Source organism: Nocardiopsis sp. NPDC006832, from assembly GCF_040635885.1.
Classification (GTDB): Bacteria; Actinomycetota; Actinomycetes; order Streptosporangiales; family Streptosporangiaceae; genus Nocardiopsis.
In genome coordinates this window covers 19,701-45,426 of the sequence record NZ_JBEYLC010000042.1, presented here as the reverse complement: position 1 = coordinate 45,426, position 25,726 = coordinate 19,701, and the positions used below count along the sequence as shown (strand labels likewise).

At 69.0% G+C, this 25,726-nt stretch carries 21 protein-coding genes; 7 read left to right on the top strand and 14 right to left on the bottom strand.

What is annotated here, in order from left to right; all coding sequences use genetic code 11:
* Positions 1-34 precede the first annotated feature (34 nt).
* A complete protein-coding gene (locus ABZ717_RS19450) occupies positions 35-790 on the bottom strand; it encodes a MerR family transcriptional regulator (RefSeq protein ID WP_358512407.1) in 756 nt (251 codons plus the stop codon).
* Positions 791-1,019: 229 nt separating this feature from the next.
* Between ABZ717_RS19450 and ABZ717_RS19445 the strand changes: the two genes are divergently transcribed.
* Positions 1,020-2,051, top strand: coding sequence for a serine/threonine-protein kinase (locus tag ABZ717_RS19445; RefSeq protein WP_358512404.1), 1,032 nt, complete (start codon positions 1,020-1,022; stop codon positions 2,049-2,051).
* Position 2,052: 1 nt separating this feature from the next.
* Here ABZ717_RS19445 and ABZ717_RS19440 read toward each other — a convergent pair whose 3' ends face one another.
* The 4 genes from ABZ717_RS19440 to rpmG all read right to left on the bottom strand — a co-directional run bounded on the left by ABZ717_RS19440 (position 2,053) and on the right by rpmG (position 5,294).
* Positions 2,053-4,452: a lysylphosphatidylglycerol synthase transmembrane domain-containing protein gene (locus tag ABZ717_RS19440; protein WP_358512401.1), complete on the bottom strand. Its 2,400-nt coding sequence runs from the start codon at positions 4,450-4,452 to the stop codon at positions 2,053-2,055.
* A gap of 159 nt (positions 4,453-4,611) precedes the next feature.
* Positions 4,612-4,782 carry a 50S ribosomal protein L32 gene (rpmF, locus tag ABZ717_RS19435; RefSeq protein WP_358512398.1) on the bottom strand — a complete coding sequence of 57 codons (171 nt, stop codon included), beginning with the start codon at positions 4,780-4,782 and terminating at the stop codon, positions 4,612-4,614.
* 73 nt (positions 4,783-4,855) lie between these two features.
* Positions 4,856-5,101, bottom strand: a complete 246-nt coding sequence (locus ABZ717_RS19430) for a type B 50S ribosomal protein L31 (protein ID WP_358512395.1) — start codon at positions 5,099-5,101, stop codon at positions 4,856-4,858.
* A 28-nt stretch (positions 5,102-5,129) separates the two neighbouring features.
* Positions 5,130-5,294 carry a 50S ribosomal protein L33 gene (rpmG, locus tag ABZ717_RS19425; protein WP_067607916.1) on the bottom strand — a complete coding sequence of 55 codons (165 nt, stop codon included), beginning with the start codon at positions 5,292-5,294 and terminating at the stop codon, positions 5,130-5,132.
* A 193-nt stretch (positions 5,295-5,487) separates the two neighbouring features.
* On the opposite strand from rpmG, the gene ABZ717_RS19420 reads away from it, so the two are divergent.
* The 3 genes from ABZ717_RS19420 to ABZ717_RS19410 all read left to right on the top strand — a co-directional run bounded on the left by ABZ717_RS19420 (position 5,488) and on the right by ABZ717_RS19410 (position 9,206).
* Positions 5,488-7,116: an alkaline phosphatase PhoX gene (locus ABZ717_RS19420; RefSeq protein WP_358512392.1), complete on the top strand. Its 1,629-nt coding sequence runs from the start codon at positions 5,488-5,490 to the stop codon at positions 7,114-7,116.
* Positions 7,117-7,215: 99 nt separating this feature from the next.
* On the top strand, positions 7,216-8,562 hold the full coding sequence (locus ABZ717_RS19415) for a sensor histidine kinase (RefSeq protein WP_358512389.1): 1,347 nt from the start codon (positions 7,216-7,218) through the stop codon (positions 8,560-8,562).
* Positions 8,544-9,206 (top strand): response regulator transcription factor, encoded by a 663-nt coding sequence (locus ABZ717_RS19410; RefSeq protein ID WP_358512385.1) that lies wholly within the window; start codon positions 8,544-8,546, stop codon positions 9,204-9,206. The genes ABZ717_RS19415 and ABZ717_RS19410 overlap by 19 nt, the downstream gene beginning before the upstream one ends.
* Before the next feature lie 90 nt (positions 9,207-9,296).
* Here ABZ717_RS19410 and ABZ717_RS19405 read toward each other — a convergent pair whose 3' ends face one another.
* From ABZ717_RS19405 to metH, 7 genes are all read right to left on the bottom strand, one after another.
* Entirely contained in the window at positions 9,297-11,072 is a 1,776-nt protein-coding gene (locus ABZ717_RS19405) for an ABC transporter ATP-binding protein (RefSeq protein ID WP_358512382.1), read from the bottom strand.
* A 48-nt stretch (positions 11,073-11,120) separates the two neighbouring features.
* On the bottom strand, positions 11,121-12,134 hold the full coding sequence (locus tag ABZ717_RS19400) for an ABC transporter permease (protein ID WP_358512379.1): 1,014 nt from the start codon (positions 12,132-12,134) through the stop codon (positions 11,121-11,123).
* Between the two features lie 95 nt (positions 12,135-12,229).
* Positions 12,230-13,978 carry an ABC transporter substrate-binding protein gene (locus ABZ717_RS19395; protein ID WP_358512376.1) on the bottom strand — a complete coding sequence of 583 codons (1,749 nt, stop codon included), beginning with the start codon at positions 13,976-13,978 and terminating at the stop codon, positions 12,230-12,232.
* Between the two features lie 98 nt (positions 13,979-14,076).
* Positions 14,077-15,114, bottom strand: a complete 1,038-nt coding sequence (locus ABZ717_RS19390) for an ABC transporter permease (protein ID WP_358512373.1) — start codon at positions 15,112-15,114, stop codon at positions 14,077-14,079.
* Positions 15,115-15,719: 605 nt separating this feature from the next.
* Positions 15,720-16,226, bottom strand: a complete 507-nt coding sequence (locus ABZ717_RS19385; RefSeq protein ID WP_358512370.1) for a cellulose synthase — start codon at positions 16,224-16,226, stop codon at positions 15,720-15,722.
* Positions 16,227-16,384: 158 nt separating this feature from the next.
* Complete coding sequence (locus ABZ717_RS19380; RefSeq protein WP_358512367.1) at positions 16,385-17,101, bottom strand: HAD family phosphatase; 717 nt, start codon at positions 17,099-17,101, stop codon at positions 16,385-16,387.
* 87 nt (positions 17,102-17,188) lie between these two features.
* Positions 17,189-20,662 (bottom strand): methionine synthase, encoded by a 3,474-nt coding sequence (metH, locus tag ABZ717_RS19375; protein WP_358512364.1) that lies wholly within the window; start codon positions 20,660-20,662, stop codon positions 17,189-17,191.
* 281 nt (positions 20,663-20,943) lie between these two features.
* On the opposite strand from metH, the gene ABZ717_RS19370 reads away from it, so the two are divergent.
* Positions 20,944-21,783 carry a PAC2 family protein gene (locus ABZ717_RS19370; protein ID WP_358512361.1) on the top strand — a complete coding sequence of 280 codons (840 nt, stop codon included), beginning with the start codon at positions 20,944-20,946 and terminating at the stop codon, positions 21,781-21,783.
* Positions 21,784-22,058: 275 nt separating this feature from the next.
* A complete protein-coding gene (locus tag ABZ717_RS19365; protein ID WP_358512358.1) occupies positions 22,059-23,210 on the top strand; it encodes a glycosyltransferase family 4 protein in 1,152 nt (383 codons plus the stop codon).
* A gap of 19 nt (positions 23,211-23,229) precedes the next feature.
* On the opposite strand, the gene ABZ717_RS19360 is transcribed toward ABZ717_RS19365, so the two are convergent.
* Positions 23,230-23,655, bottom strand: a complete 426-nt coding sequence (locus ABZ717_RS19360; protein WP_358512355.1) for an ABATE domain-containing protein — start codon at positions 23,653-23,655, stop codon at positions 23,230-23,232.
* Between the two features lie 192 nt (positions 23,656-23,847).
* On the opposite strand from ABZ717_RS19360, the gene ABZ717_RS19355 reads away from it, so the two are divergent.
* Positions 23,848-24,387, top strand: a complete 540-nt coding sequence (locus ABZ717_RS19355; RefSeq protein WP_358512352.1) for a nitroreductase family deazaflavin-dependent oxidoreductase — start codon at positions 23,848-23,850, stop codon at positions 24,385-24,387.
* A gap of 61 nt (positions 24,388-24,448) precedes the next feature.
* On the opposite strand, the gene mshC is transcribed toward ABZ717_RS19355, so the two are convergent.
* Positions 24,449-25,672, bottom strand: a complete 1,224-nt coding sequence (gene mshC, locus ABZ717_RS19350; protein WP_358512349.1) for a cysteine--1-D-myo-inosityl 2-amino-2-deoxy-alpha-D-glucopyranoside ligase — start codon at positions 25,670-25,672, stop codon at positions 24,449-24,451.
* Positions 25,673-25,726 lie beyond the last annotated feature (54 nt).

The following is a 25,726-nucleotide window of genomic DNA, read 5'->3' as shown; positions in this document are numbered from 1 at the left end:
TCCCTATGGAGCGCGGGGCCCTCGGCGGGCGGGATCAGCGCGATTCCCCCAGCACGTGACGGGCGTAGTCCTCCATCGCCTCGCACTGGTAGTCGGCCAACCCGGGCGCCACCTTCTCGTACACCTCGCGCCAGGGCCCCGGCTCCGCGTAGACCCGCCCCAGCTGGACGAACGCGTCGGCGTCCGGAGTCCACATCCGGCACACGCCCTCGTAATGAACGGCGACCTCGGCGCGCACGGCCGGGTCGTCGACCGGACGGCCCGCCCTCAGGTGTGCGGCCATGCGCTCCAGCTGGGCCGCGGTCTCCGCGCGCATCCGCTCCCCCTCCTCGGGGGTCAGGTCACGACCGGCGGCAGCGGCCTCCTCCCACTGCTCGGGCCACTGGGTACGGGCACGGTCGTCGTAGTGGGTGACGTCGAAGCCCTCGAAGAGCTCCTCGGGTCGGATGGTGGTCATGCCGTCTCCTTCCATCGTGTCGACGGTGCGTCGCACGGTCTCGATGAGGGAACCCAACCGGTCGCGTTCGGCCTCCAGGTCGAACAGGTGCCGGCGCAACGCGGCGACCTCGTCGCGTTCGGAGTCCAGGGCACGCCGGATGTCGGCCAGCCCCAACCCCAGCTCGCGCATGACCAGGATCCGTTGCAGTCTGCGCAGTTCACGATCGCCGTAGCGGCGCTGCCCTCCGGGGCCCAGACTCTCGGGCTCCAAGAGACCGATGTGGTGGTAGTGGCGCAGGGTTCGGGAGGTCACGCCGCTGACGCGGCAGACCTCGGCCATCGACCAGGACATCGGGTTCCCTTCGTCGGGCCGGTCCGTCCGGCCTCGGCACGACCGTAGGCGTTGACGTCGCGTCAACCGCAAGTCCGGGCCCCGGCCGAACCCGGGTGCGACCGAATCCACTCCGGAGCGAATTCTCGGGCAATGGTCGTGCAAGGTTTCCGCACGATCTCCACTGAGAAGGGATGAAAGCCCTCAAAAGGGAACACAGTGAGGGTGAAGTCCTGCAGAAAGGCGTGACGTGTTGCCCCTTTCGCCCCACGATCCCGACCGAATCGGACCATATCCGCTGACACATCGGCTCGGCACCGGTGGCATGGGTCAGGTGTACCTGGGACGGGCCGACGACGGCGCGCACGTGGTGGTCAAGGTGGTGCGCTCGGCGCTGGTGGAGGACGACCGGCTGGACGGCACCGACTACCGCGCACGTTTCGCTCGTGAGGCCGAACTCGCCGCGCGGGTGGGCGGGCGCTACACCGCCGAAGTGGTCGACAGCGACCCCCACTCGGAACGGCCCTGGATCGCCTACGAACACATCCCGGGTCCGTCGCTGAAGGCCGCGCTGGCCGAACACGGGCCGCTCGACGCCGCCTCGCTGCGGGCGATGGCCACCCTGCTCGCCGAGGCCCTGGGCACCATCCACATCCGTGACCTCATCCACCGCGACATCAAGCCGAGCAACGTCATCCTGGCGCCGGACGGGCCCCGGGTGATCGACTTCGGTATCGCCCGTCCCACCGAGGGCAGCACGATGACCGGCACCGGGCACGTGTTCGGCACGCTGCCGTACATGTCGCCCGAACAGGCGGAGGGGTCGGCGCTCTCACCGTCCTCCGACGTGTTCGCGTTGGGGACCACCCTGGCCCAGTCGGCGACCGGTCACTGTCCCTTCGACGGTCCCTCCGAGCCGCGCATCCTCATGCGGCTGATCTCGTCGCCGCCCGTGGAGGTCCTGTCCGGGCTGCCCGCGGACCTGGAGGCGCTGATCCGGGACTGCTGGGCGCACGATCCCGCGCTGCGACCCACCCCCGCCCAGGTGGTGGAGCGGTGCGCCGGCCCGCGCCTGGAGCACACCTGGCCGCCCCGCCATCTGGGCGTGCCGGAGACCGCGCCGCCCCTGCCCGAACCCGAACCGACGAAGCCTCAGGTCACCCTGCTCAGGTCCGTGCCGTCCCCGACACCGTCCGAGGAGTCGGTCCGGCGGCGCTACCAGGTCACCATCGTGGCCCTGTTGGGTCTGTTGCTGTTCCTGGGTGTCCTGCTGCTGGTCTGAGCTAGATGGCCTCGCGGCGTTGCAAATGGTTGAACGACAGCCAGCCGGGCAGCACCGGGAACCAGAACGTCAGCACCCGGAACAACAGCACCGCGGGCAGCGCCACCGCCGCCGGGACACCCGCCACCGCGGTGAGTCCGCCGATGAGCGCGGCCTCCACCGCGCCCAGACCACCCGGGGTGGGCGCGGCCGAGCCGATGGCGTTGCCGGCCAGGAACACCACGGCGACGGCGACCAGGCTCACCTGGATCTCGGGGCCGGCGAACGCCAGGACCGAGAAGTGCAGGCACAGCACGAACGCGACGGTGAGCAGCAGCGTGCCGCCCACCCCGAGCAGCAGGCTCATCGGGCGCTGGAGCATGTCCAGCAGTCGGGGCAGGACCCCGCGCAGGTAGGGGCGCAGACGTTCGGCGACCGCCCGGCGCATGCGGGGATGCAGCAGGACCGCGGCCACCAGGGCCGTGCCGAGGACGCTGATGAGGGCGACGGTCGGTGAGGGGCTGAAGCCCGTCCAGTAGGAGGTGCCGGTGAGGTAGGCGCAGACCAGCAGCAGGGGGACGTGGATCAGGAAGCCCACCAGTTGGGTGAGTCCGACCGCGGACAACGCGAGGGAGGTGGGCACGCCGGCCTTGATGACGAACCGGCTGTTGATCGCGATCGAGCCCAGCCCCGCGGGGGCCGCGATGCGCACGAACGACGCCGCGTACTGCACCAGGATGGTGCGCCACCAGGGCAGCGGCGCGGGTACGAAACCGATCAGCACCATGGCGGCGGCGATCATGCACGTGGTGGCCATGGCGAACGCGGTCAAGGCCCACAGCGGGTCGGCGTGACGGATGGTGGCCAGGTCGACGCCGGCGAGTTGGTAGACCAGGACCAGTCCGACCACGGTGGCGACCACGAAGCTGACGATGGTGCGCGGCCGCATCCGTTCCAGCCGGGCGGGTTCGGTCGGGGCCTCGGGGGCCAAGGACACCATGCGGTCACGGAGTCGTCCCAGGAGCGCGCGGTCGGTGCGTCGCAGTTCGGCGCGCAGCCGGTGCGGCAGGCCTGGGGGTTGTAGCAGCGGAAGCACGGCGGCGGCGGTCTCCACGTCCAGGGCGCGCACGGCCGAGGCGACGGCGCGTTCGACACCCACGCGCAGCGCGAGCAGGGTGAGCATGGCCGCGTGGTCCAGGGAGGTGCGCAGTTGGGCCGCGGCCACCGAGCCGTGGTCGAACCCGGTCAGGGCGGCGGTGGGTGGATCGTCGGGACCGTTCTCGCGGATGCCGACCGTGGCGCCGTGGAGGTCGCCGTGGACGACGCGGCGTCGGTGCAGCGCGCCGAGGAGTTCCCACAGATCGGCGAGGAGGGTGTCGGTGACCTGTTCGGGTTCGAGGGTGTCCAGGCCCCGGACGTGCGAGCGTTCGCGGGCGAGCAGGACGGTGCCCGGGGAGAGTTCCCCCAGGGCCAGGATCCGGGGAGCGGGGACCCCGGCGTCACGTGCGGCGGCGCTCATCAGGGTGGCGTGTTCGGCGCGTCTGCGGACCCCGTAGAGGATGCGGGGGGCGACCGGGCGGCGCAGCAGGAGCAGGGCGCGCAGTCGTCTCCAGAAGCCGCTGGTGTTCTCGGAGCCGAGGACGGTGAGCTCGATCCGGCGCCCGTCGGTGAGGTCGGCCAGGTGGCGGGGGTCCCCGTCCTCGTCGGTGCCGTCGGGGACGATCCGGTCGGCGGTCAGGTCGAAGCGGGCGAGTTCGTCCAGGATGCGTCCGGTGGCGGGGGGAGGTACCCGCACGCCGATGGCGTAGCGGGCCAGGGCCGCGCAGGTCAGGCCGACCAGGACGGTGAAGAGGACGGCGAGGATGCTGTTGACGCCCGCCGTGACCGCGGTGACGGCGACCATGGAGTTGGTCCCCCACAACAGGGAGCGGACCCTGGGCTGCCCGGCGGGCATGGTGCGGGTGAAGGCGATACCGGCGGCCACGTAGCCCAGGGTGGCGGCGGTGAGGACGTCCTCGGGCAGGCCTGGCAGGGGCGCGGCACCGATGGAGGCGATCTCCATCCGCGCGTTGACCCAGGAGGTCATGCCGTAGGCGGCCACCGCCGCGACGAGGGGGCGCAGCAGGTCGCGCACGCTCCCGACGATCAGGGTGCGCAGGACGACGTAGCAGACCAGGACGAGCAGCAGGAGGTTGGCACCGACCGCGACGGCGAGGAGCAGCCCGGGCGGGATCACCGCGCGCAGTTGGGAGGCGTCGTCGATGGGCCCGCCTTCGGCCAGGGCATCGGTGACCAGGAGCAGGACCACGAAGACCAGCATCAGTCCGGCGAAGCCGACGAGCAGGTCGATGGGTCTGCGCGGAGCGCGGGCGGCGAATCGGCCGGGGGTGGTGGCCGAGGAGTCGGTCGGGGATGTCGTCACCCCACAAGCCTGCCCGATTCGTGGGGATGCGGTGATCAGGGGTGGGGGTGTTTCGTCGGTCGCCGGGTGGTGTGCGGGGTTCGGCGCGTGGGTCGGGGCCCGGGTGAGGGGAGCCGGGTGTGCGCCCGGGCCCCGACAGGTGGTGGACTTTCGGGTGTCCTACTCGGGCAGGGGCAGGAGTCCGCGTTCATAGGCGCGGAGCAGGTTGCGGGGGACTCGGTACTCGCGGCCCCGCAGACGCACCGTGACCAGTTCGGGGGGCGTCGCCTTCCACTGGGAGCGGCGGGTGCGGGTGTTGGCGCGCGACATCCTGCGCTTGGGTACGGCCATTGGTGCGTGCCTTTCCGTGCGGGTGGCGGGTCCGAATCGTGTCCGGGCCGCGCCGCCCGCGGATGGTTTCCCTTTACTTGCGCCCGTAGCGGCGCTGGAAGCGCTCCACCCGGCCGGCGGTGTCCACCACACGGGCGTTGCCGGTGTAGAAGGGGTGGCTCGCGCTGGAGATCTCGACGTCGACGAGCGGGTAGGTGTTGCCGTCCTCCCATTGGATGGTCCTGTCACCGGTCACGGTGGACCTGGTGAGGAAGGCGAAGTCGGCGGCCTTGTCCCGGAAGACGACCGGTCGGTACTCGGGGTGGATTCCCTGTTTCATGCGGGCCTCTCTTCGGGGTGTGTCCGGGTCAGCGTTCCTCTCGGAACTCGACGTGGCGGCGCAGCTTGGGGTCGTACTTGCGCAGGACCAGGCGGTCGGGGGTGTTGCGGCGACTCTTACGGGTCACGTAGGTGGTCCCGGTGCCCTCGGTGGACCTGAGCTTGATGATGGGTCGTGCGTCGTTGCGTGCCATGTGGACCTCCTAGGCCGTCGATCTGCGTCAACCAAATGATAACCGTTTTCATTCCCACTCGGCACCACGGCTTCGCACCTTCGGCCGGAAACCCGCCACGACCGCACGATCCACGCATTCGACTACTTTGCGTGATTACATCGGCACAAACCAACGAAGCCGGTGCTCGGAGTGCCCGGCGCCGAGGAGAGCCATGCCGCCCGTACACAGTCGACGCCGGTTCCTGGTGGCCACCGCGGCCATGAGCGCCCTGACCGGATCCACCCTCCTCGGTGACCTCCTCCGAGGCGGTTCTCCCGCGTCGGCCGACCCGCTCGTCGGCTCCTCCCCCACCTTCACCGAGGTTCCCGTCACCCTCGATGACGCCGTCACCGTCCCACCCGGCCACACCGCCCGTGTCCTGTTGCCCTGGGGTGCGCCCCTGCGCACCGATTCCCCCCGTTGGCGCCCCGACGCCGGGAACACCGCCGAGGAGGCGGCGCGCCAGGTCGGCACCGGCCACAGCGGGATCGGCTACCTACCCCTGCGTCCCGGACAGGCCGGAAACCGTCAGGGGCTCCTCGTAGTGACCCATTCCCAGGTCGACCGCGTGCTGCTGCGCACCGACGGAGGGCGGGCCGGCGACGCCGCCCCGACCGCCAAGGAGATGGCCTCCCTCGGCGCGACCATCGCGCGCGTCGAACTCGTCGACGGGCGTTGGCGGGTGCTGGGGGACGAACTCGACCATCGACTGACCGGCGACTCCCCCACCACCCCGAACGGACCCCTGGTCGGCCACCCCGCCCTGGACACCGGGGCCGACCCGGCCGGGGTCCTGAGCGGCCCCGGCCAGGCCACCACCCCCTGGGGAACCTGCCTGACCGCCGACGCCGCACTCGACCGGGAACTCACCCCGAACGAGGCGCGACGGTCCGGTTGGGCGGTGGAGGTCGACCCGTTCGACCCCGACTCCGCTCCCATGAAACGCACCGCCCTGGGCCGGATGGCGCACCACGGCGCCACCGTGACCGAGTCGCGCGGGCGCGCCGTGGTGTACCTGTGCGACGACTCCCACCTCTACAAGTTCGTCGGCGCCCACCCATGGCGCGAACGCCTGCGCGACCGGGCCCTCGGCCCCCTGGCCGAAGGCGCCCTGTACGCGGCACGGACGGGTTCGGACGGTTCGGGGACCTGGTCGCCCCTGGTCCACGGCGGGTCCGGGCTGGGCGAGGGCGAGGGCTTCACCGACCAGGCCGACGTTCTCCTTCGTGCCGGAGAGGCCGCCGAAGCTGTGGACGCGACGAGGCTCCGCGGGCCGGGCACGCCCGCCGTCCACCCGGCGACCGGGGCCGTGTACCTGTCCGAGGCCGACGGTCAGGGCGGCGGTCGGATCCTCTCCCTGAGCGAAGGGGCCGCCGACCACGGCGCGACCCTGTTCTCCTGGCACGAGTCCACTCGGACCGAGGCACCCCCGGGTGGGCTGCACTGCGGTTCCGACGGCCGGCTGTGGATCCACACGGACACCACCCGGATCACCGACCCCCGAGCGTGGGAGCGCGCGGGCAACAGCGCCCTGCTGTGCGCCGACCCCGACGGCGGGCGGGCGCGGCGCTTCCTCACCGGGCCCCGCGGCTGCGCGATCGCCGGAGTGGCCGCCACCCCGGACGGGCGAACCCTGTTCGTGACGGTGCGGGGACCCGGGTCGGCCACCGAACACCTGGGCGCACCGACCGTGGACGACCCGCGCGCGGTGAGCAACTGGCCCGGGTTCGATCCGCGCGGGCGGCCGCGGTCGGCCGTGGTGGTGGTCCGCAAGGACGACGGCGGCGTCATCGGAACCTGAGCGTCCCGGCCTCGACCTCACCGGTGGTGGGGCTCGCCTGTAGTCGCAGGTGGGTCGTGCCCGCTTCACCCCGCGCCGCCGTTCCCGTAACTTGTCGGGGTGAGTACACCGGCGCCGCTCCCCCGCACCACCTTGGAGGCCATGCGGAGCAAGGGCTTCCTGTGGTCGTCCTGGCCGTGGCGGGGCCTGGGTCACCTGGCCGGAACGATGGTGATGGGGCCCCTGGCCGTGTTGCTGCTGGCCCCCTTCTCGGTACCGCTGATCATGCTCGGCGAGCACGTGGAGGCGCTGGCCCGGGGAGAGCCGCAGGGGGCATGGACCCTGGCCGCCCTGTTGCTGTTCGGGGCGGTCCTGTTGCTGCTCGGCGGGCCCTTCGTCGCCCTGGTGGTCGCGCCGATCGAACGGTGGCGGCTGCGCCTGGTCCACCCACCGATCGACCACGGGCACCGGGCCACCGGCCCCGGCCTGTGGCACCGGGCACGGGTGCGCTACACCGAGGCGGCCACCTGGCGCGAGTTCGCCTACCTGCTCCTGCTGGTCCTGCTGCTGGACAACCTGACGTGGGCGCTGCTGTTCCTCTTCCCCGTCATGGGCCTGTTCCTGGTCGTCAGTCCGCTCATCCCCCTGTTCGGGGAGACCGTCACCCTCGGGTGGTGGCACTTCGAGGACCCGCTCACCGCCCTGCCCCTGGTGGCACCCGGGGTGCTCCTCTTGCTGCTCACGCCCTACGTGTGCACCCCGGCGGCGGGCGTGCACGCCCTGGTCGCACGGGTCCTGCTCGGCGGACGCGGGGAGACCGAGGAACTGCGCTCGGAACTGGTCGAGGTGACCCGTTCCCGCGCCCGCCTGGTGGACGCCTTCGAGACCGAACGCCGACGCATCGAACGCGACCTGCACGACGGTGCCCAGCAACAACTGATCTCCCTGGCGATGCGTCTGGACCTGGCCAGGATGGACGCGCCACCGGGCAGCGGGATGGAACGCACCTTGAGCGAGGTGCACGGCCAGGCCAAGGAGATCATCGGGTCGCTGCGCGAGATCGTGCACGGCATCCACCCCAAGGTGCTCAGCGACCGGGGGCTGGCCGCGGCCCTGCCGGAACTGGCCGATCGCTCCCCCGTCCCCACCCGCGTGCGCGTCGACCTACCGCGCAGGCCTCCCGCGCACCTGGAGAGCGCCGCCTACTACGTGGCCGCCGAGTCCCTCACCAACGTCGCCAAACACGCCGGGGCCACCGAGGTCCGGTTGAACACCCGATTGGAGGAGGACATCCTGGTGTTGGAGACCATCGACGACGGACGGGGCGGCGCCGACCCCGCAGGCGGCACCGGACTGACCGGTCTGGCCGACCGGGTCACCGTCGTCGGCGGCAGGATCCTGTTGTCCAGCCCACCAGGTGGTCCCACGAGATTGAGAGCGGAGTTCCCGTGTCCCCCATCCGAGTAGTCCTGGCCGAGGACGGCGCCCTGCTGCGTGAGGGTCTGTCCGACCTGCTGCGCAGGTTCGACTTCGAGGTGGTCGCGGCGGTCGGTGACGCCGAGGCGCTCAAGGCGACGGTCGCCGAGTACGCCCCCGATCTGGTGGTCACCGACATCCGGATGCCGCCCGACTTCACCGACGAGGGACTGCGCGCCGCCGTGGAGCTGCGCCGGGAACACCCGCGTCTGCCGGTGGTGGCGCTCAGCCAGTACGTGGAAGCCGGTTACGCGTCCGACCTGTTGGACTCCCACGAGGGGGTCGGTGTCGGTTACGTGCTCAAGGAACGGGTGGTGGACGTCGCCGAGTTCTCCGACGTGCTGCGTCGGGTACACGCCGGGGGCACCGTCATCGACCCCGAGGTCGTGCGGCGACTGGTCCGGCGGCGCAGCACCCCACTGGAGCGGCTGTCCGAACGCGAACTGGAGGTGCTGGCGCTGCTGGCCCAGGGCGTCTCCAACGCCCGGATCGCCCGGGAGCTGGTGGTGTCCGAACCCACCGTGGGCAAGCACATCACCAACATCCTCGCCAAGCTCGACCTTCCGCCCGAAGGGACCGACGTGGACCGTCGCGTCATGGCGGTCCTGACCTACCTGCGCGAACAGCCGGACTGAGAGGGCGACCGGACCGGGTGGGCCCACGCGAGGAGGGCGGTCACGGAACCGTGTCCATGACCGCCCTCGACGGGCATATCCCACTCGCCGTCAGGCGACCGCTCCGTCGCGCTCGGCGAAACGCTCGGCGCGCAGCCTGCGGGCCTCGTCGGGGTCCAGGACCGGGGCGGCGGTGAGCAACTGCTGGGTGTAGTCGCTCCGCGGGTTCTCGTAGACCGAGTCGCTGTCGCCCATCTCCACGACCTCGCCCTTGCGCATGACCGCGACGCGGTCACTGACCTGCCGCACGACCGCCAGATCGTGGGCCACGAAGATGTAGGTCAGACCGAAGTCGTCCTGCAACTCCGAGAGCAGACGCAGCACCTGGTCCTGCGTGGACACGTCCAGCGCGGAGACCGGCTCGTCGCAGATGATCAGCTTGGGCTTGAGGATCAGCGCGCGGGCGATGGCGATGCGCTGACGCTGACCACCGGAGAACGCGTGCGGGAACCGGTTGTAGTGGTTGGGCTCCAGGCCCACCCTCTCCAACAGGTCCTGCACCTGACCTCGGATCTTCTTGCCGTCGCGCTCACCCTGCACCTTCAGCGCGGTGCCGATGCTCTCACCGATGGTCAGGCGCGGGTTCAGCGAGGAGTAGGGGTTCTGGAACACCATCTGCACGTCGCGGCGGAGCGGTCGCAGCTCGCGCTCGCGCATGTGGGTGATGTCCTTGCCCTCGAAGTGGACCGACCCCTTCGTGGGCTCCAGCAGACGCATGATCATGCGCGAGACCGTGCTCTTGCCCGAGCCGGACTCGCCCACGATGCCGAGGGTCTCGCCCTTGTACAGGTCGAAGCTCACACCCTTGACCGCCCAGAAGTCGCTGGATCGGCCCCACATTCCCCCACGGACCTTGAAGCACTGGGCGATGTCGCGCACGCTCAGCAGCGGCTCGCTCTCGGAGGTGGCGGGGGTGAAGGCCTCGAAGTCACCGGGCTTGGTGACGGTGCCCTCGCGCTTGTCCCGATCGATACGGTCGGCGCGGTCTCGGGCACGGCGCTGGGCCCGAGAGACCTCCACACGCGGCACCGCGTCCAGCAGCGCCTGGGTGTAGGGGTGCTCGGGCTTGGAGAGGACCTTGCGCACGTCGCCGCGCTCGACGGCCTGACCGTGGCGCATCACCACGACCTCGTCCACCGAACCGGCCACGACGGCCAGGTCGTGCGAGACGAGGATGAGCGCCATGTTCAGGTCACGACGCAGCTCGTCGAGCAGGTCCAGGACCTGGGCCTGGACCGTGACGTCCAGGGCCGTGGTGGGCTCGTCCGCGAGCAGCACCTTGGGGTCGCACATCAACCCCATGGCGATCACCACGCGCTGGCGCATACCGCCGGAGAACTCGTGCGGGTAGGAGTTGATCCGCTTCTCCGGCTCGGGGATGCCGACCCGGCCCAGGGCCTCCACGGCACGCTTGCGCGCAGCGCTCTTGGAGGCCTTGGGGTTGTGCACCTGGTAGGCCTCGATGAGCTGGTTACCGATGGTGTACTGCGGGTGCAGCGACTGCATCGGGTCCTGGAAGACCATCGCGATGTCGTTGCCGCGCATCTGGCGCATCTTCTTGTCGCTCGCGGTCACCACGTTCTGCCCGGCCACCTCGATGGAACCGGTGATCTGGGCGCGGCTGCCCCGGTGCAGACCCATCAGGGCCAGCGAGGTCACGCTCTTGCCCGAACCCGACTCGCCCACGATGCCCAGGGCGCCACCGGCCGGGACCTCGAAGGACAGTCCCTTGACGGCGTGGACGTCTCCATCCATCGTCGGGAACGTCACCCGCAGGTCGTCCACGCGCACGACTGCGTCGGAGGCAGCCGATCCGGTCGAGGCCATGTCACTTTTCCTTCGGTAGAGCTGGTCTGGTGTTCACGCTGACACGCGTCACGCGGTGATCCGCACCCGCGGGTCGACGACCGGGTACAGGAGGTCGACGATCAGGTTGCACACCACGATGAACACGGCGCCCAGGAGCGTGACCCCCAGGATCACGGGCAGGTCCTTGGAGACGATCGAGTCGATCGCGTAGGCGCCCACACCGTTCAGGGAGAACACCTTCTCGGTGAGGATCGCGCCGCCCAGGACCATGCCGATGTCCAGGCCGAGGATGGTGAGGATCGGGGTGAGGGTGGGTCGCAGGGCGTGCTTGAAGATCACCTTGCGCTCGCTCAGGCCCTTGGCCCGCGCGGTGCGGATGTAGTCCTCGTTGAGCGTTTCCAGCATGCCCGCGCGAGTCTGGCGGGCGTACTGGGCGGCGTGCAGGAACGCCAGGGTGATCCAGGGCAGGAGCATGACCTGGTACCAGGCGACGGGGTCCTCGGTGAAGGGGACGTAGCGCGACACCGGGAACAGGCCCCACTGGTGGACCAGGAAGGCCAGGGCCAGCAGACCGGTGAAGTAGATGGGCAGGGACACGCCCGCGAGGGCGGCACCCATGGCCAGACGGTCGAAGATGCTGCCCTTCTTGACCGCGGAGAGGACACCGACGCCGACACCGCCGATGACCCAGATGACCGCCGCGCCCAGACCCAGGGACAGGGTGACGGGGAGACGGTCGAGGATCTGGGGCAGCACCGGAGAGTTGGTGCTGAAGGAGTAGCCCAGGCAGGGGGCCGCGCACTCGACGGTCTGACGGCCGAAGGTGAACTCCTGACCGAAGAGCAGAGTGCGGAGGAACTCCACGAACTGGACCGCGATCGGCTGGTCGAGGCCAAGGCGTTCCACGGTGGCCTGGATCGCCTCCGGGGTGGGCGCCTTGCCCACGTACATCGCCGCCATGCCCTGCGGGGTGACGCCCGCCCACCTGGGCAGGACGTAGAAGATCCAGAAGGTCACCGCGGTAACGACGACGAGAAGCAGAAGACCCGCCCCAAGGCGGCGAAGAATATAGTTCAGCATCGCAGTCGGCGGACGGGGCACCCAAGGGATCACCTCGGGTGCCCCGCCGCTCTCACCTGCCTTTTCGTACTAGTTCAGGCTGGTAGTCAGGACTGCTAGTCCCGGTCGACGCCCAGCGGCATCAGGTCGTACATCATGAACGCGGGCTGGTAGAACACGTTCGTCAGCTCGTCCGAGCGGTAGATCAGCGACTTGTCGAAGACCACCGGCAGGATGGCGGCGTTCTCCATGACGAGGGTGTCGATCTGCTCGTAGATGGCCGCGCGCTCGTCGGGGTCCTCGGTGAGCAGGGCGTCGTCCCAGAGACCGTTGATCTCGGGGTCGTCGAGCTCGGAGGTGTTGAAGTTACCGGTCTCCATGATCGCGTCGCCGTGGGTGATCTTGGAGGCGAAGCCGTAACCGCTGGGCCAGTCCGGACCCCAGCCGGAAAGGCTCAGGCCGATGTCGTTCTCACGGACGAAGTCCTGGGAACCGGCGTACTGACCGAAGAAGTCGGCCGTGGGGTAGGACTCGATGGTCACGTCGATGTTGACGCGGGCGAGGGCCTCCTTGACGGACTCCGCGGTCTGCACCTCGTTGTCGTTCTCGGCGCGGACGGCGAGCGTGGTGCTGAAACCGTCCTCCTCGCCGCAGGCATCGAGCTTGGTCTGGGCCGCGTCGAGGTCACCCTTGCCGTCCTCGGACGGGTACAGGTTCGACTCCGGGTTGGAGCCCGGGATCGCCGGCGGCAGCAGGTTGGTGGCGATGTCACCACCGGGCTCGCCGCCCCAGGCGCGCCACATGCTGTCGCGGTCGACCGCGTACATGATGGCCTGGCGGCAGGCCACGTCCTCAATGATCGGGGTGTGGATGTTCATGTAGCGCAGGGCGCCGGTGTACGGGTTGTCCAGGTTGCCCTGGACGGCCTCGTCGTCGAGCAGGGTGGAGCGCATGGCCGGGCCCACACCGGTGCCGCGAGCGTCGACGTCGATGTCGCCGTTGACCAGACGCTGGTCGATCTCGTCCTGGGCGACACCGATCTCGAGCTCGACGCGGTCCGGAAGAGCCGGACGGACATCGTCGGTCTCGGGGTCCCAGTGCTCGTTGCGCTCAAGGTGCAGCTGGACGCCGGGCTGGTAGTTCCCGTCGAACTTGTACGGACCCGAGGAGAGCACGTGCTCCTGGTAGAGCTCGCCCTTGTCGGCCTCGATCGGCACGGGGGCGGTCTGGAGCTGGGTCAGGACGTTCGGGAACTCGGAGAAGGAGTCCTTGAGGTGGAAGACCAGGGTGTGGTCGTCCGGGGTCTCGATGGAGTCGAAGCCCGCGAGCGGGTCCGAACCCTCGTAGACGTTGTGGTCGTCCTGGTCCAGGTGCGCGGCGAAGTACTGCGGGCCCAGAGAGAGCGTGCCACCGTTGAAGTTGGAGCGCGCGATGGCGTACTTGATGTCCTCGGCGACGATCTCGGAGCCGTCCTCGTACTTGAGGCCCTCCTGGATCTCGATGGTCCACTCGGTGAAGTCATCGTTGGGCTCGGGCATCGCCTTGGCCAGGTCGGGCATCAGCTCGGTCGCGGCCTCACCCGGCTCCGGGGTGAAGGACAGCAGTGTACGAGCGTAGTAGCGCTGGAAGTTCCAGCTCCACCCGTAGTAGGTGTTGCCCGGGTCGGCGGAGTCGAAGTCGGCCTCGATGGCGTACTTCAGGGTGCCACCGCTCTTGTCCGAAGCGTTGACGAGCTCGGTCGAGCCCTGGTCGAACTCGAACTCCGATTCGGCCGCGCCGCCGCCGGTGGCGGAACCGCCACAAGCGGACAGCAGCAGGGTGGCCGCCGCGCCGAGCGCGACGAAGCCGAAGGTGCGTTTCCTCAAGGAACTACCTCTCTGGGAACCTGGTGTGGGGATGATTGGACCCGCGGGTTGATCCACGCCCGCGCGGGGGGAGGATGATCGCCCCGCACGAGCGCGGGTCAATCGGAGGTCTTGGGGTCGAAGGCGTCACGGAGGCCGTCACCGAACAGGTTGAACGCGAGCACGGTGATGAAGATGGCCATACCGGGGAAGATGATGAAGTAGGGCGCCTCACGGAAGAACGGCACCGCTTCGGAGAGCATCTTGCCCCAGCTGGGAGTGGGCGGGTTGATACCGACGCCCAGGAAGCTCAGAGCCGCCTCGAACAGGATGTTCGTGGGGATCAGGAGCGTGGCGTAGACGATGACCGGCGTGATCAGGTTCGGCAGGATCTCCTTGAGGAGGATGTGCCGGTTGCCGGCGCCCAGGCTTCTGGCGGCCTCCACGAACTCCCGCTCGCGCAGGGCGAGGGTCTGACCGCGGACGATGCGCGCGATGTAGGGCCAGTTGAAGAAACCGATGATGAAGACGATGACGCCGATTCGGAGCCCGTTGCCGGTCAGCCCCAGGACCCCGTCGGGGATGACGCCGACCAGGGCGATGGCGAACAGCATCAGCGGGAAGGCCAGGAAGATGTCCATGGCCCGGCTGATGAGGGTGTCGACCCAGCCGCCCACGTAACCGGCGATGATGCCCAGGATGGTGCCCAGGGCGACGCAGACCAGGGTGGCCAGGAAGGCGACCAGCAGGGAGATCTGGGCGCCGTAGAGGATCCGGCTGAACAGGTCGCGGCCGGTCGTGGGCTCGACACCGAGCAGATGGTCGCCACTGATCCCGCCCCAACGGTCGACGCCCGCGTCGGGATTCTCGGGGTCGATGTAGGGAAGGCGTCGGCTGGGCTCGATCAGGTCCTGGTGGAACTGGGTGGGCGGATGCCCGAACCACTTGGCCAACAACGGCGCGAAGATCGCCGCCAGGATGAGCAGCACCACGACGATGCCGGAGATCATGGCGACCTTGTCGCGGCGTAGGCGCTGCCAGGCGATCTGCTTCAGGGACCGGTTGTCGGCGTCACTACGACCTTGGGTGGCCGCCGCTGCGACGTCCGCGGTGTCGGCGTCCTCCGCCGACTCAGGGACTTGCGAGGGCGCACTCATCAGGCCACCACTCTCCACTCTTGCGCTTCTGACCGAGAGGACAGAACCCACACGTGAGCACTCAGGGGGGGTCGACCCTGCGAGGTCTCACGGTGGGGCCGGTCGGATCTCGACACTGGCTGGTTGGGCTTCACGCTCTGCGAGGAGGGAGGATCACCCACCCCACCGGCGCCGGATCACGGGTCCTGGATCACTTGGTGATCTTGGACACCCGGTGGCCCGTTTTGCCCTGGATGTTACACAACGACCAATTTACTCGCCTACGACGAGCTCACCGTCCAAACCAAGTCCATGTAGCTAAATCGTAACCAAAGCTAACAATGGATCTACATGGAGACTAAAGCACACAAAGTAGGACTCTACCGACCATGAGGCCTGAACAGGGGCGATGCGCCGCCACGACCCCCACACCATACGAGGAGGAACACGAGGAAGGGAACGCATAGCCGCGCACTATGCGAGATGCTATGAACCGGTAAGTAATCAGACGAATCCGGTACGTAATGGTAAAGAAATGAAAAACGGCGGCCCCGCCTCAGCGGAACCGCCTTCGTGATGCCGACCTGACCGACGCTTCGCCGATCGCGGCGTGCGTCGGCCCTGGGTCACTCGATGCCGTGCTTGCGCAGCAACGCCTCGATGTCGTCGAAGTCCTCGTCGCCACCGGACTTCTTCTGCGGTGGCGCCTTGACCTGACCGGCGGTGGGCTTGGCCGGTCCCGCCGCGGGAGCGCCCTGCCCTCCGGCCGGCGCGTCCCCGCCCTCGGAGGTCTTGTCCTTGGCCCCCGACTGCTTCACGCCGATCCCCCGCGCCTTCATGAACCCGGAGGCCACGTACAGGATCACCATCAGCGGCACCAGCGCCACACCGGCCCACACGATCGGGTTGAACACCAGACCGGCCAGTACACCGAAGAGTCCGAGCACGAACTGCATGATGACGTTCATCAGGCCGAGCAGACCCGCCACCAGCGGGAGCATCGACCAGGCCAGGCCGCGCAACCCGAAGGCCAGGCCCTTGCGTCGCCACACGAAGAACGTGATGATCAGGCCCACCGCCGCGAGGGCCGCTCCCAAGGTGAGGCCGGAGGTCATAGTCAGTGTCTCAGGCATAGGGCCAGTCTCCCATCCCGGGCCCGAACACACATCCGGCTCATCCCCTAGGGCGGGTCACCCACCGCTCTCTCGGCGGGTACACGGCGTGCACGGGCGCGACTTCTCCTCGATTCACCACGCTACCGCGCGCCCCGCACGTCCACGGTCCGGGAGTGTCAGCGGTCGGCGACCAAGGACTCCAACCAGTCCAGGTCGACCCCGACCAGGCTGTCGCGGAACACCACGCCCTCGCGGGGCGGAACCTCGATGTGGTTCGGAATAGCGATGGTGACGCATCCGGCGTCGGCGGCCGAGGCCACCCCCACCACGGAGTCCTCCACGGCCACACACCGTCTCGGGTCCACCCCCAGGCGACGCGCGGCCCTGAGGTAGGGATCGGGGTGGGGCTTGTTGGCCTCCACCTCGTCACCGGCCACCGAGTCGTCGAAGCTCTCCAGGCCGATCCCACCGATGGCGGTGGCCACCAGCTCGCGTTCGGTGGAGGTCACCAACGCCACCGGAACGCCCGCCTCCGACAGCATGGTGACCAGTTCCTTGGCCCCAGGACGCAGTTCCGCGCCCTGCTCCAGTTTGGCGCGGAACCGGTCGTAGAGCCGATCGGCGACCTGTCTCGGTGTGAGGTCGGCCCCGGTCAACTCGATGATGTAACGCCCCACCGGGGTGGCGGCATTACCCACGTTGGCCAGGTGGTCCTTCTCGGTCCACACCCCGCCCAGTTCGGCGACGAGTTCCGCCTCCGACTCGTTCCACAGGTGTTCGCTCTCGATGAGGGTGCCGTCCATATCCAACAGGACCGCCTGCAGACGGCGACCGGACTCCTGGGCGGCGGGGGCTCGAAGGGACTCGGACGGTTCGGAACTCACAGTGCTCATGACTCTTCTCGACTCGTGGGTGTCGGACCCGACATGGGGAGAGGCCCCACCTGCGCCGGAACGCCGGTGGGGCCTCACCTGAGCCGGTCAGACGTTGAAGTATGTCGCCTCGGGGTGATGAATGACGATCGCGTCGGTGGCCTGTTCGGGAACAAGCTGGTACTCCTCGGACAACGTCACCCCCACCCTCTCCGGCGCCAACAGCTTCGTGATCTTGGCGCGGTCCTCCAGGTCGGGGCAGGCCCCATAACCCAGGGAGAACCGGGCGCCCCGGTAACCGAGCTTGAAGAAGGCGTCCAGCTCGGCCGGGTCCTCCCCCGCGAAGCCCAGCTCCGCGCGGACCCTGGTGTGCCAGTACTCGGCCAACGCCTCGGTCAGCTGTACGGACAGGCCGTGCAGCTCCAGGTAGTCGCGGTAGGCGTTCTTCTGGAACAACTCCGCGGTGGCCCGGCTGATCGCCGCGCCGACCGTCACCACCTGGAAGGAGACCACGTCCAACTCTCCCGACTCCTTGGGCCGGAAGAAGTCCGACAGGCACAGGTGCCGGTCGCGACGCTGACGCGGGAACGTGAAGCGGGTGCGCTCGGTGACCCCTTCGTCGTCGAGCACGACCAGGTCGTCACCCTCGCTGTAGCAAGGGTAGTGGCCGTGCACGACCGCGGCCTCCAGCAGGCCCTCGGTCTGGATCCGGTCCAACCACATCCGCATGCGCGGACGCCCCTCGGTCTCCACCAGCTCCTCGTAGGTGGGACCGTTGCCGCCTCGGGAGGCCTTCAGCCCCCACTGCCCCATGAACGTGGCGCGCTCGTCGAGGAAGGAGGCGTAGTCGGCCAGCGGGATGCCCTTGCTGATGCGGTCGCCCCAGAACGGCGGCGTGGGCACCTTGTTGGTGGTGGACACGTCGCTGCGGGCGGGCATGTCCTCGGGTTCGGTGACCTTGAGGGTGGCGCCCCGCTTGACCCTGCGCTGACGCAGTTCGGGCAGTTTGGCGCCCTCCTCACCGCGTTTGACCGCCATGAGGGTGTCCATCAGGCGCAGACCCTCGAAGGCGTCCTTGGCGTAGCGGACCTCACCGCCGAACATCTCGGCCAGGTCCTGCTCCACGTAGGAGCGGGTGAGAGCCGCGCCGCCCAACAGCACGGGGAAGTTCGCCGACATCCCCCGGGAGTTCATCTCCTCCAGGTTCTCCTTCATGACCACCGTGGACTTGACGAGCAGACCCGACATCCCGATGACGTCGGCCCGCTTCTCCTCGGCGGCCTCCAGAATCGCCGACACCGGCTGTTTGATGCCGAGGTTGACGACCTCGTAGCCGTTGTTGGACAGGATGATGTCGACGAGGTTCTTGCCGATGTCGTGGACGTCGCCCTTGACGGTCGCGAGCACGATGCGGCCCTTGCCGTCGTCGTCCGTCTTCTCCATGTGCGGTTCGAGGTAGGCCACGGCCGACTTCATGACCTCGGCGGATTTGAGGACGAACGGCAGCTGCATCTGGCCGGAGCCGAACAGCTCACCGACGGTCTTCATGCCCGAGAGGAGGGTGTCGTTGACGATGGCCAGGGCCGGGCGCTCGGCCAGCGCCTCGTCCAGGTCGGCCTCGATGCCGGTGAGCTCGCCGTCGATGATGCGACGCTCCAGGCGCTCCCACAGCGGCAGCGCGGCCAGCTCCTCGGCGCGGGAGGCCTTCATGGACTGGGCGTCCACCCCGGTGAACATGTCGATGAAGGTGCCCAGCGGGTCGTAGTCGCCCTCACGCCGGTCGTAGATCATGTCGAGGGCGACCTTGAGCTGGTCCTCGGGGATCTGGTTGATCGGCAGGATCTTGGAGGCGTGCACGATCGCCGAGTCCAGACCCACCTGGACCGCCTCGTGCAGGAACGCCGAGTTCAGCACGATGCGGGCGGCCGGGTTCACGCCGAAGGACAGGTTGGACAGACCAAGGGTGGTCTGCACGTCCGGGTAACGACTCTTGAGTTCACGGATCGCTTCGAGGGTCTCGATCCCGTCCCTGCGGGTCTCCTCCTGTCCGGTGGTGATGGGGAAGGTGAGGCAATCGATGACGATGTCACCGGTGCGCATCCCCCACTCGCCGGTGAGCTGATCGATGAGACGGGAGGCCACCCGCACCTTGTGTTCGGCGGTGCGGGCCTGGCCGTTCTCGTCGATGCACAGGCCGACCACGGCGGCGCCGTGTTCGGAGGCCAACTCCATGATGCGGTCGAACCGGGTGCCGGGGCCCTCGCCGTCCTCGTAGTTGACGGAGTTGATCACCGCGCGACCGCCCATCGCCTCCAACCCGGCCTCCAGGACCGGCGGTTCGGTGGAGTCGAGCATGACCGGCAGGGTGGAGGCGGTGGCGAAGCGGGTGGCGAGCTCGTGCATGTCGGCGACGCCGTCACGACCCACGTAGTCGATGTTGAGGTCGAGGATGTGGGCGCCGTCGCGGATCTGGTCGCGGGCCAACTCCACGCAGTCGTCCCACCGCTCGGCCAGCATGGCCTCACGGAACTTCTTGGAACCGTTGGCGTTGGTGCGCTCGCCCACGGCCAGGTAACTGGCGTCCTGGCGGAACGGCACGCTCTGGTAGAGCGAGGAGACCGAGGGCTCCACCAGGGGCTTGCGGTTCTTGATCCCACGTCCCTGGACCCGCTCCACGACCTGACGCAGGTGCTCGGGGGTGGTTCCACAGCAGCCGCCGACCAAGCTGAGCCCGAACTCGGAGGTGAAGGTGTCGTGGGCGTCGGTGAGCGCCTCCGGGGAGAGGTTGTAGACCGCCCCGTTGGGCCCCAGCTCCGGCAGACCGGCGTTGGGCATGCAGGAGATGGGGATCGTGGAGTGGTGCGACAGGTAGCGCAGGTGCTCGCTCATCTCGGCCGGGCCGGTGGAGCAGTTGAGCCCGATGACGTCGATGCCCAGCGGTTCCAGCGCTGTCAGCGCGGCGCCGATCTCCGAACCCATGAGCATGGTGCCGCTGGTCTCGATGCTGACCTGGGCGATGATCGGGATGTCCTTGCCCAGTGCCTTGCGGGCCCGTTTGGCGCCCACCACCGCGGCCTTGACCTGCAGCAGGTCCTGACAGGTCTCGATGAGGATGGCGTCCGCGCCACCGTCGATGAGTCCTCGTCCGGCCTGTTCGTAGTAGTCGCGCAACAGCGCGTAGGGGTTGTGGCCCAGGGTCGGTAGCCGCGTTCCGGGGCCGACGGAGCCCAGTACGTAGCGGGGTTGGTCGGCGGTGGAGTACTCGTCGGCGGTCTCACGGGCGATACGGGCGCCCGCTTCGGCGACCTCGTAGGTACGGTCCTGGATCCCGTACTCGATCAGCCCACCGAAGTTGGCGGAGAAGGTATTGGTCTCGACGCAGTCGGACCCGACCTCGAAGAAGGCGGCGTGGGTCTCCCGGATGATGTCAGGCCGGGTGAAGTTCAGGATGTCATTGCAACCCTCGTGCCCCTCGAACTGGTCGAGGTCGAGATCGTGCGCCTGCAACATGGTGCCCATCGCCCCGTCCGCAACGACCACGCGCTGGGACAGTGCTTCACGGAATGTCCGTCGATCTCTCATAATCGGCAACTCTAATCTCGGGGCCTCGTGGAACCCTGGCGAGTCGCTCGTGACGAACGGCACCGGCGGGGACCACGACGCACGACAGTGGAAGCGGCCTGGGACATCGGTGTCCTGGTCAGTCGCTGCTGCGAGGCTACCTCATCGCCTGTTTCGCCACGTGAGACCGGTGTCCCAAAGTCAGACGCCCGAGCACCTCCCGCGAGGTCCGCGGAACGGTTTCTCGGTTCTGGCGCCACCCCATAGGGTAGGACGCGTCCGCGTTCAGGAAGGGGCCGTGCATGATCCAGCTCGACCGAGAGCTCGTCGAGCCTGTGATGGTGGCGGCGTTCGAGGGGTGGAACGACGCCGGCGAGGCGGCGAGCCTTGCCGTGGAACATCTGTCCGAGCAGTGGGACGCCCGTGAACTGTGCGCCCTGGCTCCGGACGACTACTACGACTTCCAGGTCACCCGACCGCGCATGTCCGTGGTCGACGGGCGGCTGAGCGAGGTCGAGTGGCCCACGACCCGGGTGAGCGTGGTCCGCCCGCCCGGTTCGTCCCGCGACCTGGTCCTGGTGAGCGGCCCCGAACCCAACGTCCGATGGCGTTCCTACGCCGCCGACCTGTTGGCGATCGCCCGTGAGTTGGGCGTGCGGCGCGCGGTGCTGTTGGGTTCCCTGTTGGCCGACGCCCCGCACACCCGCCCCGTCCCGGTGACCGGTATGTCCTCCCCGCAGCAACTGGGCGAGCGCCACGGCATGGAGGCCTCCACCTACTCCGGCCCCACAGGAATCGTCGGCGTGGTGCACGAGGGGTTCAGCGCCGCGGGTATCGAGACGGTGTCGCTGTGGTCGGCCATCCCTCACTACGTGGCCCAGCCCCCGTGCCCGAAGGCGACCATGGCGTTGCTGGGCTGGGTGCAGGAGTTCACCGGGGCCCGGGTCCCGCTCGGCGAACTGCCGGAGGAGTCGGTCAAGTGGGAGGCCGGGGTCGACGACCTCACCGCCGAGGACGAGGACATCGCCGCCTACGTGCGCGGCCTGGAGGAGGCCAAGGACACCGTGGAGCTTCCCGAGGCCTCCGGTGACGCCATCGCCCAGGCATTCGAGCGTTACCTGCGCCGCCACGACGACGATTGACCCCGGGGCACGCGTGGAACGACCAGCCGGACGAGCGACCTGTGAACGGCGACACGCCGGGCCCGGCCTCGCTGTTACGCGTATTTTAGCCCCCGGGCGATAGGTTCCGAGAACACGGCTCGCGGACCGGAGGTGACGCGAGTGGGGCACCCGTCGCGCCGGGGGGAACGACGGGACGTCTCCACATCCGCCCTGCCCCGATGGCGGCGCCTCCGGTTGGCCGGACCGATCATCCCTTCCTTCCGCGCGGGGAGGGAACGGGGGGTACAACACAGATGAAAATCGCCTTCGTCATCGCCAACGGCTACGCCATGGGTGGCACGGTGAGAACCGTGTACAACCTCGCCCGCGGGCTTTCCGAGCGGCACGAGGTCGAGATCGTCAGCCTGGCCCGCAGGCGCAAGGCGCCCTTCTTCAAGCTGCCCGACGGGGTGCGGCTGTGGCCTTTGCACGATCACACCACCGAGGAACCGACCCTCGGTGCCTTCGGTCGTCGACGCTGGACCCGAAGGGTGGGTTCGGTCGTGCCCGAGTCCGAACTGAAGCGCAACCAGAACTTCAGCCCCGAGGCCGTCTCGGGATTGCACCGGTACCTGCGCACCACCGACGCCGACGTGGTGATCGGTACCCGTCCCGGCATCAACCTGATGTTGGCCGCCTGGGCTCCCAAGCGTCTGTGCCTCATCGGCCAGGAACACCTCAACCTGAACGAGCACAAGCCGGACCTGGTCAAGGCGATCGAGCGGCACTACCGGAACCTGGACGGGCTGAGCGTACTCACCGAGACCGACCGGCACGCCTACCAGCGGCTGCTGGGCCCGGACACCGACTTCCTCACCGTGATCCCCAACGCCGTGGACCCGGGCGAGCCGACCCCCTCGACCCTGGACGAACCGGTGATCGCGGCCGCGGGACGCCTGTCCCCGGTCAAGCAGTACCCGAAGCTGGTGAAGGCGTTCAGCCGGGTGTCCGCCGAGCACCCCGACTGGAGCCTGCGCATCTACGGCAGCGGGGACAGGGCGAGCCAGATCGAGGAGGCCGCCATCAAGCACGGCGTCCAGGACAGCGTCAAGCTCATGGGCCAGACCCGCGACCTGACCTCGGAGCTGTCCAAGGCCTCCATCCTCGGGGTCAGCTCCAAGGTGGAGGGCTTCGGGATGACCATCGTGGAGGCCTTCTCCGTCGGGCTACCTGTGGTGAGCTTCGACTGCCCGCACGGTCCCGGAGAGATCATCGAGCACGAGCACACAGGACTGCTCGTGCCACCGCAGGACACCGAGGCGCTGGGCCGATCGCTACTTCGCCTGGTGGAGGACCGAGAGGAGCGCCACCGCATGGGCGCCCACGCCCTGGAGGCCTCCTCCCGCTACCAACTGGAGTGCGTCATCCCCCAGTGGGAGGAGTTCTTCGAACACCACCGCTCCTGAGGGACCCGAAGGACACTCCCTAGAGTCGCAGGCGGCGCCATTCCCCGCTGGCGAGGACCGCGGCCCAGGCTCCGGCGATGCGGGCCAGCCCGCGGCGGACCTCGTCGACCACGGCCGGGGCCAGCGGGGACTCGGAGTGTCCATCGGGTTCCAGGCGCACGGTCACGCGCAGCCCGTCCAGGACCTTCTGGGCCCGGGCCAGCGTCTCGGGGTCGGGTTCGGTGTCACGGTCCAAGATGGCGCGGATTCCATCGCGCAGGGTGAGGGTCTCGTCCAGGTCCGCCAGGGTGATGGGGATCGCGCCCTCGGTGACCAAGTGGTGTTCGCGCAGGAAGCCCGCGAGCTCGGCCCGGTCGCTGAGGCGACCTCCGGTGGAGACGAAGTCCGCGATGAGTTCCGCCGCGGCGCTGGGCCGCGTGGGGGTGTTGGTCGTGGTCGTGGTCATGCGCGACATCCCATCACGCGGGGGCGACCTTTGGGGGTGTTTCGGCCATGTCGTGGCCACAGGTGGACACGACGAATCCACATCGATCCCCGCATAACGGACGTCGGAGCCGGGTGCCGGCGTGGCACCCGTGCCAGAACGACCTCGCCTCACTACCATCGGGCCGTTCCGACCCCCGGCCCAGGAGGCACCATGACGCATCCACTACCGGCGCACGAGCAGGCACCGCCCGACACCCCGCTGGGGCGGTCCGTGCTGCGCACCCCGATCTGGCTGTACCGACTCGGGTTGGGCGGCCTGATGGGCGGCCGTTTCGTCCTGCTCACCCACCGGGGCCGCAGCACCGGCGAACCCCGCCAGGCGGTGTTGGAGATCCTGGACACCAACTCCGTCACCGGGGCGGTCCTGGTGGCCTCCGGGTTCGGGGACCGCGCGCAGTGGTTCCGCAACATCGCGCGCGAACCACGGGTGTTGTTCCAAGTGGGGCGGGAACGCAAGCGAGGCACCGCGGTTCCGCTGCCACCGGCGGAGTCGGGGCGGGTCCTGACCCATCAGGCGCAGAAGCACCCCGAGGCGGTCGAGGCGCTCATGCGGGCGCTGGGGCACGACGTCGACGGGGACCCGCACGTGTACGAACGGCTCGGCGCCGACCCGCGCCACGGGGTCCCTGTGGTGCGATTGCTACCCGAACAGCCGCCGGGCCCGCGCTTTCCCGATCATTGCGCGCCCTGAGGGACCGTTGACGGGTCCGGACCCTTCCGTGCCCGCCACGATCGGGCGGGCACGGAGCGGATCAGAGCTTGACGCCCAGGAGGGTGTCGACGGTGGCGCGGACCAGCGCCGGGGCACCGGTGTCGGCGCCTCCCTCCGTCAACGCGGCGGTGGCCCAGGTGTCCACCGCGGCCGATGCCGCCGGGGAGTCCAGGTCCTCGGCCAGGGCGGCGCGCACCGCGGCGAGCACGGGGGCCGCGTCGGGGCCCGCGCCCAGGGCGAAGGCGGCCCGCCAGCGCTCGGCGCGTTCGGTGGCGGCGGGCAGCTCGACATCGGTCCACTCCCACGCGTCGCGGTAGTGGTGGCCGAGCATGGCCAGGCGGATGACGGCCGGATCCACGCCCTGTCGGCGCAGCTTGGAGACGAACACGAGGTTGCCCAGTGACTTGGACATCTTCTCGCCGTTCAGACCGACCATGCCCACGTGCAGGTGGTTGTGGGCGTTGGGGCCGCCGGTGACGCAGCGGGTCTCGGCCGCGCCCATCTCGTGGTGCGGGAAGATCAGGTCGTTGCCGCCACCGTTGATGTCGAAGCCCGGGCCCAGCCGGTCCAGGGCGATCGCGCTGCACTCGATGTGCCAACCGGGTCGGCCGCGGCCCAAGGGGCTGTCCCAGGCGGGCTCGCCGGGGCGCTCGGCCTTCCACAGCAGCCAGTCGAGTGGATCCTTCTTACCGGAACGCTCGGGGTCGCCGCCGCGCTGCCCGAACAGCTCCAGCATCTGCGCGCGGTCCAGGTTTCCGATCTCGCCGAACTCCTGAGCCTTGGCCACGGAGAAGTACAGGTCGCCGTCGATCTCGTAGGCGGCACCGGTCTCCCGAATGCGTACGGCGAGTTCACTGATGAGGTCGACCGACTCCACCACGCCGACGTAGGAGGTCGGCGGGATGATCGACAGGGCCGCCATGTCCTCACGGAAGACGTCGATCTCGCGATGGGCGAGATCCCGCCAATCCACCCCGGTGGCCTTCGCGCGTTCCAGGAGCGGGTCGTCGATGTCGGTCGTGTTCTGGACGTAGTTCACGTCGTGTCCGGCGTCCCGCCAGACCCGGTTGACCAGGTCGAAGGTCAAGTACGTGAACGCGTGACCCAGATGGGCGGCGTCGTAGGGGGTGATCCCGCAGGCGTACACGCCCGCGGTGGGACCCGGTGTGGTCGTCCGTATCCGGCCGGTCGCGGTGTCGCGGATACGCAGGGGGCCGCCGGTACCCGGCAGGGGGACGATGTCAGGCGCAGACCATGAACGCATGAGGGCAGACTATCCGCACGTCCGGTCGACGAACGCACCCATATCGGGTGGGGC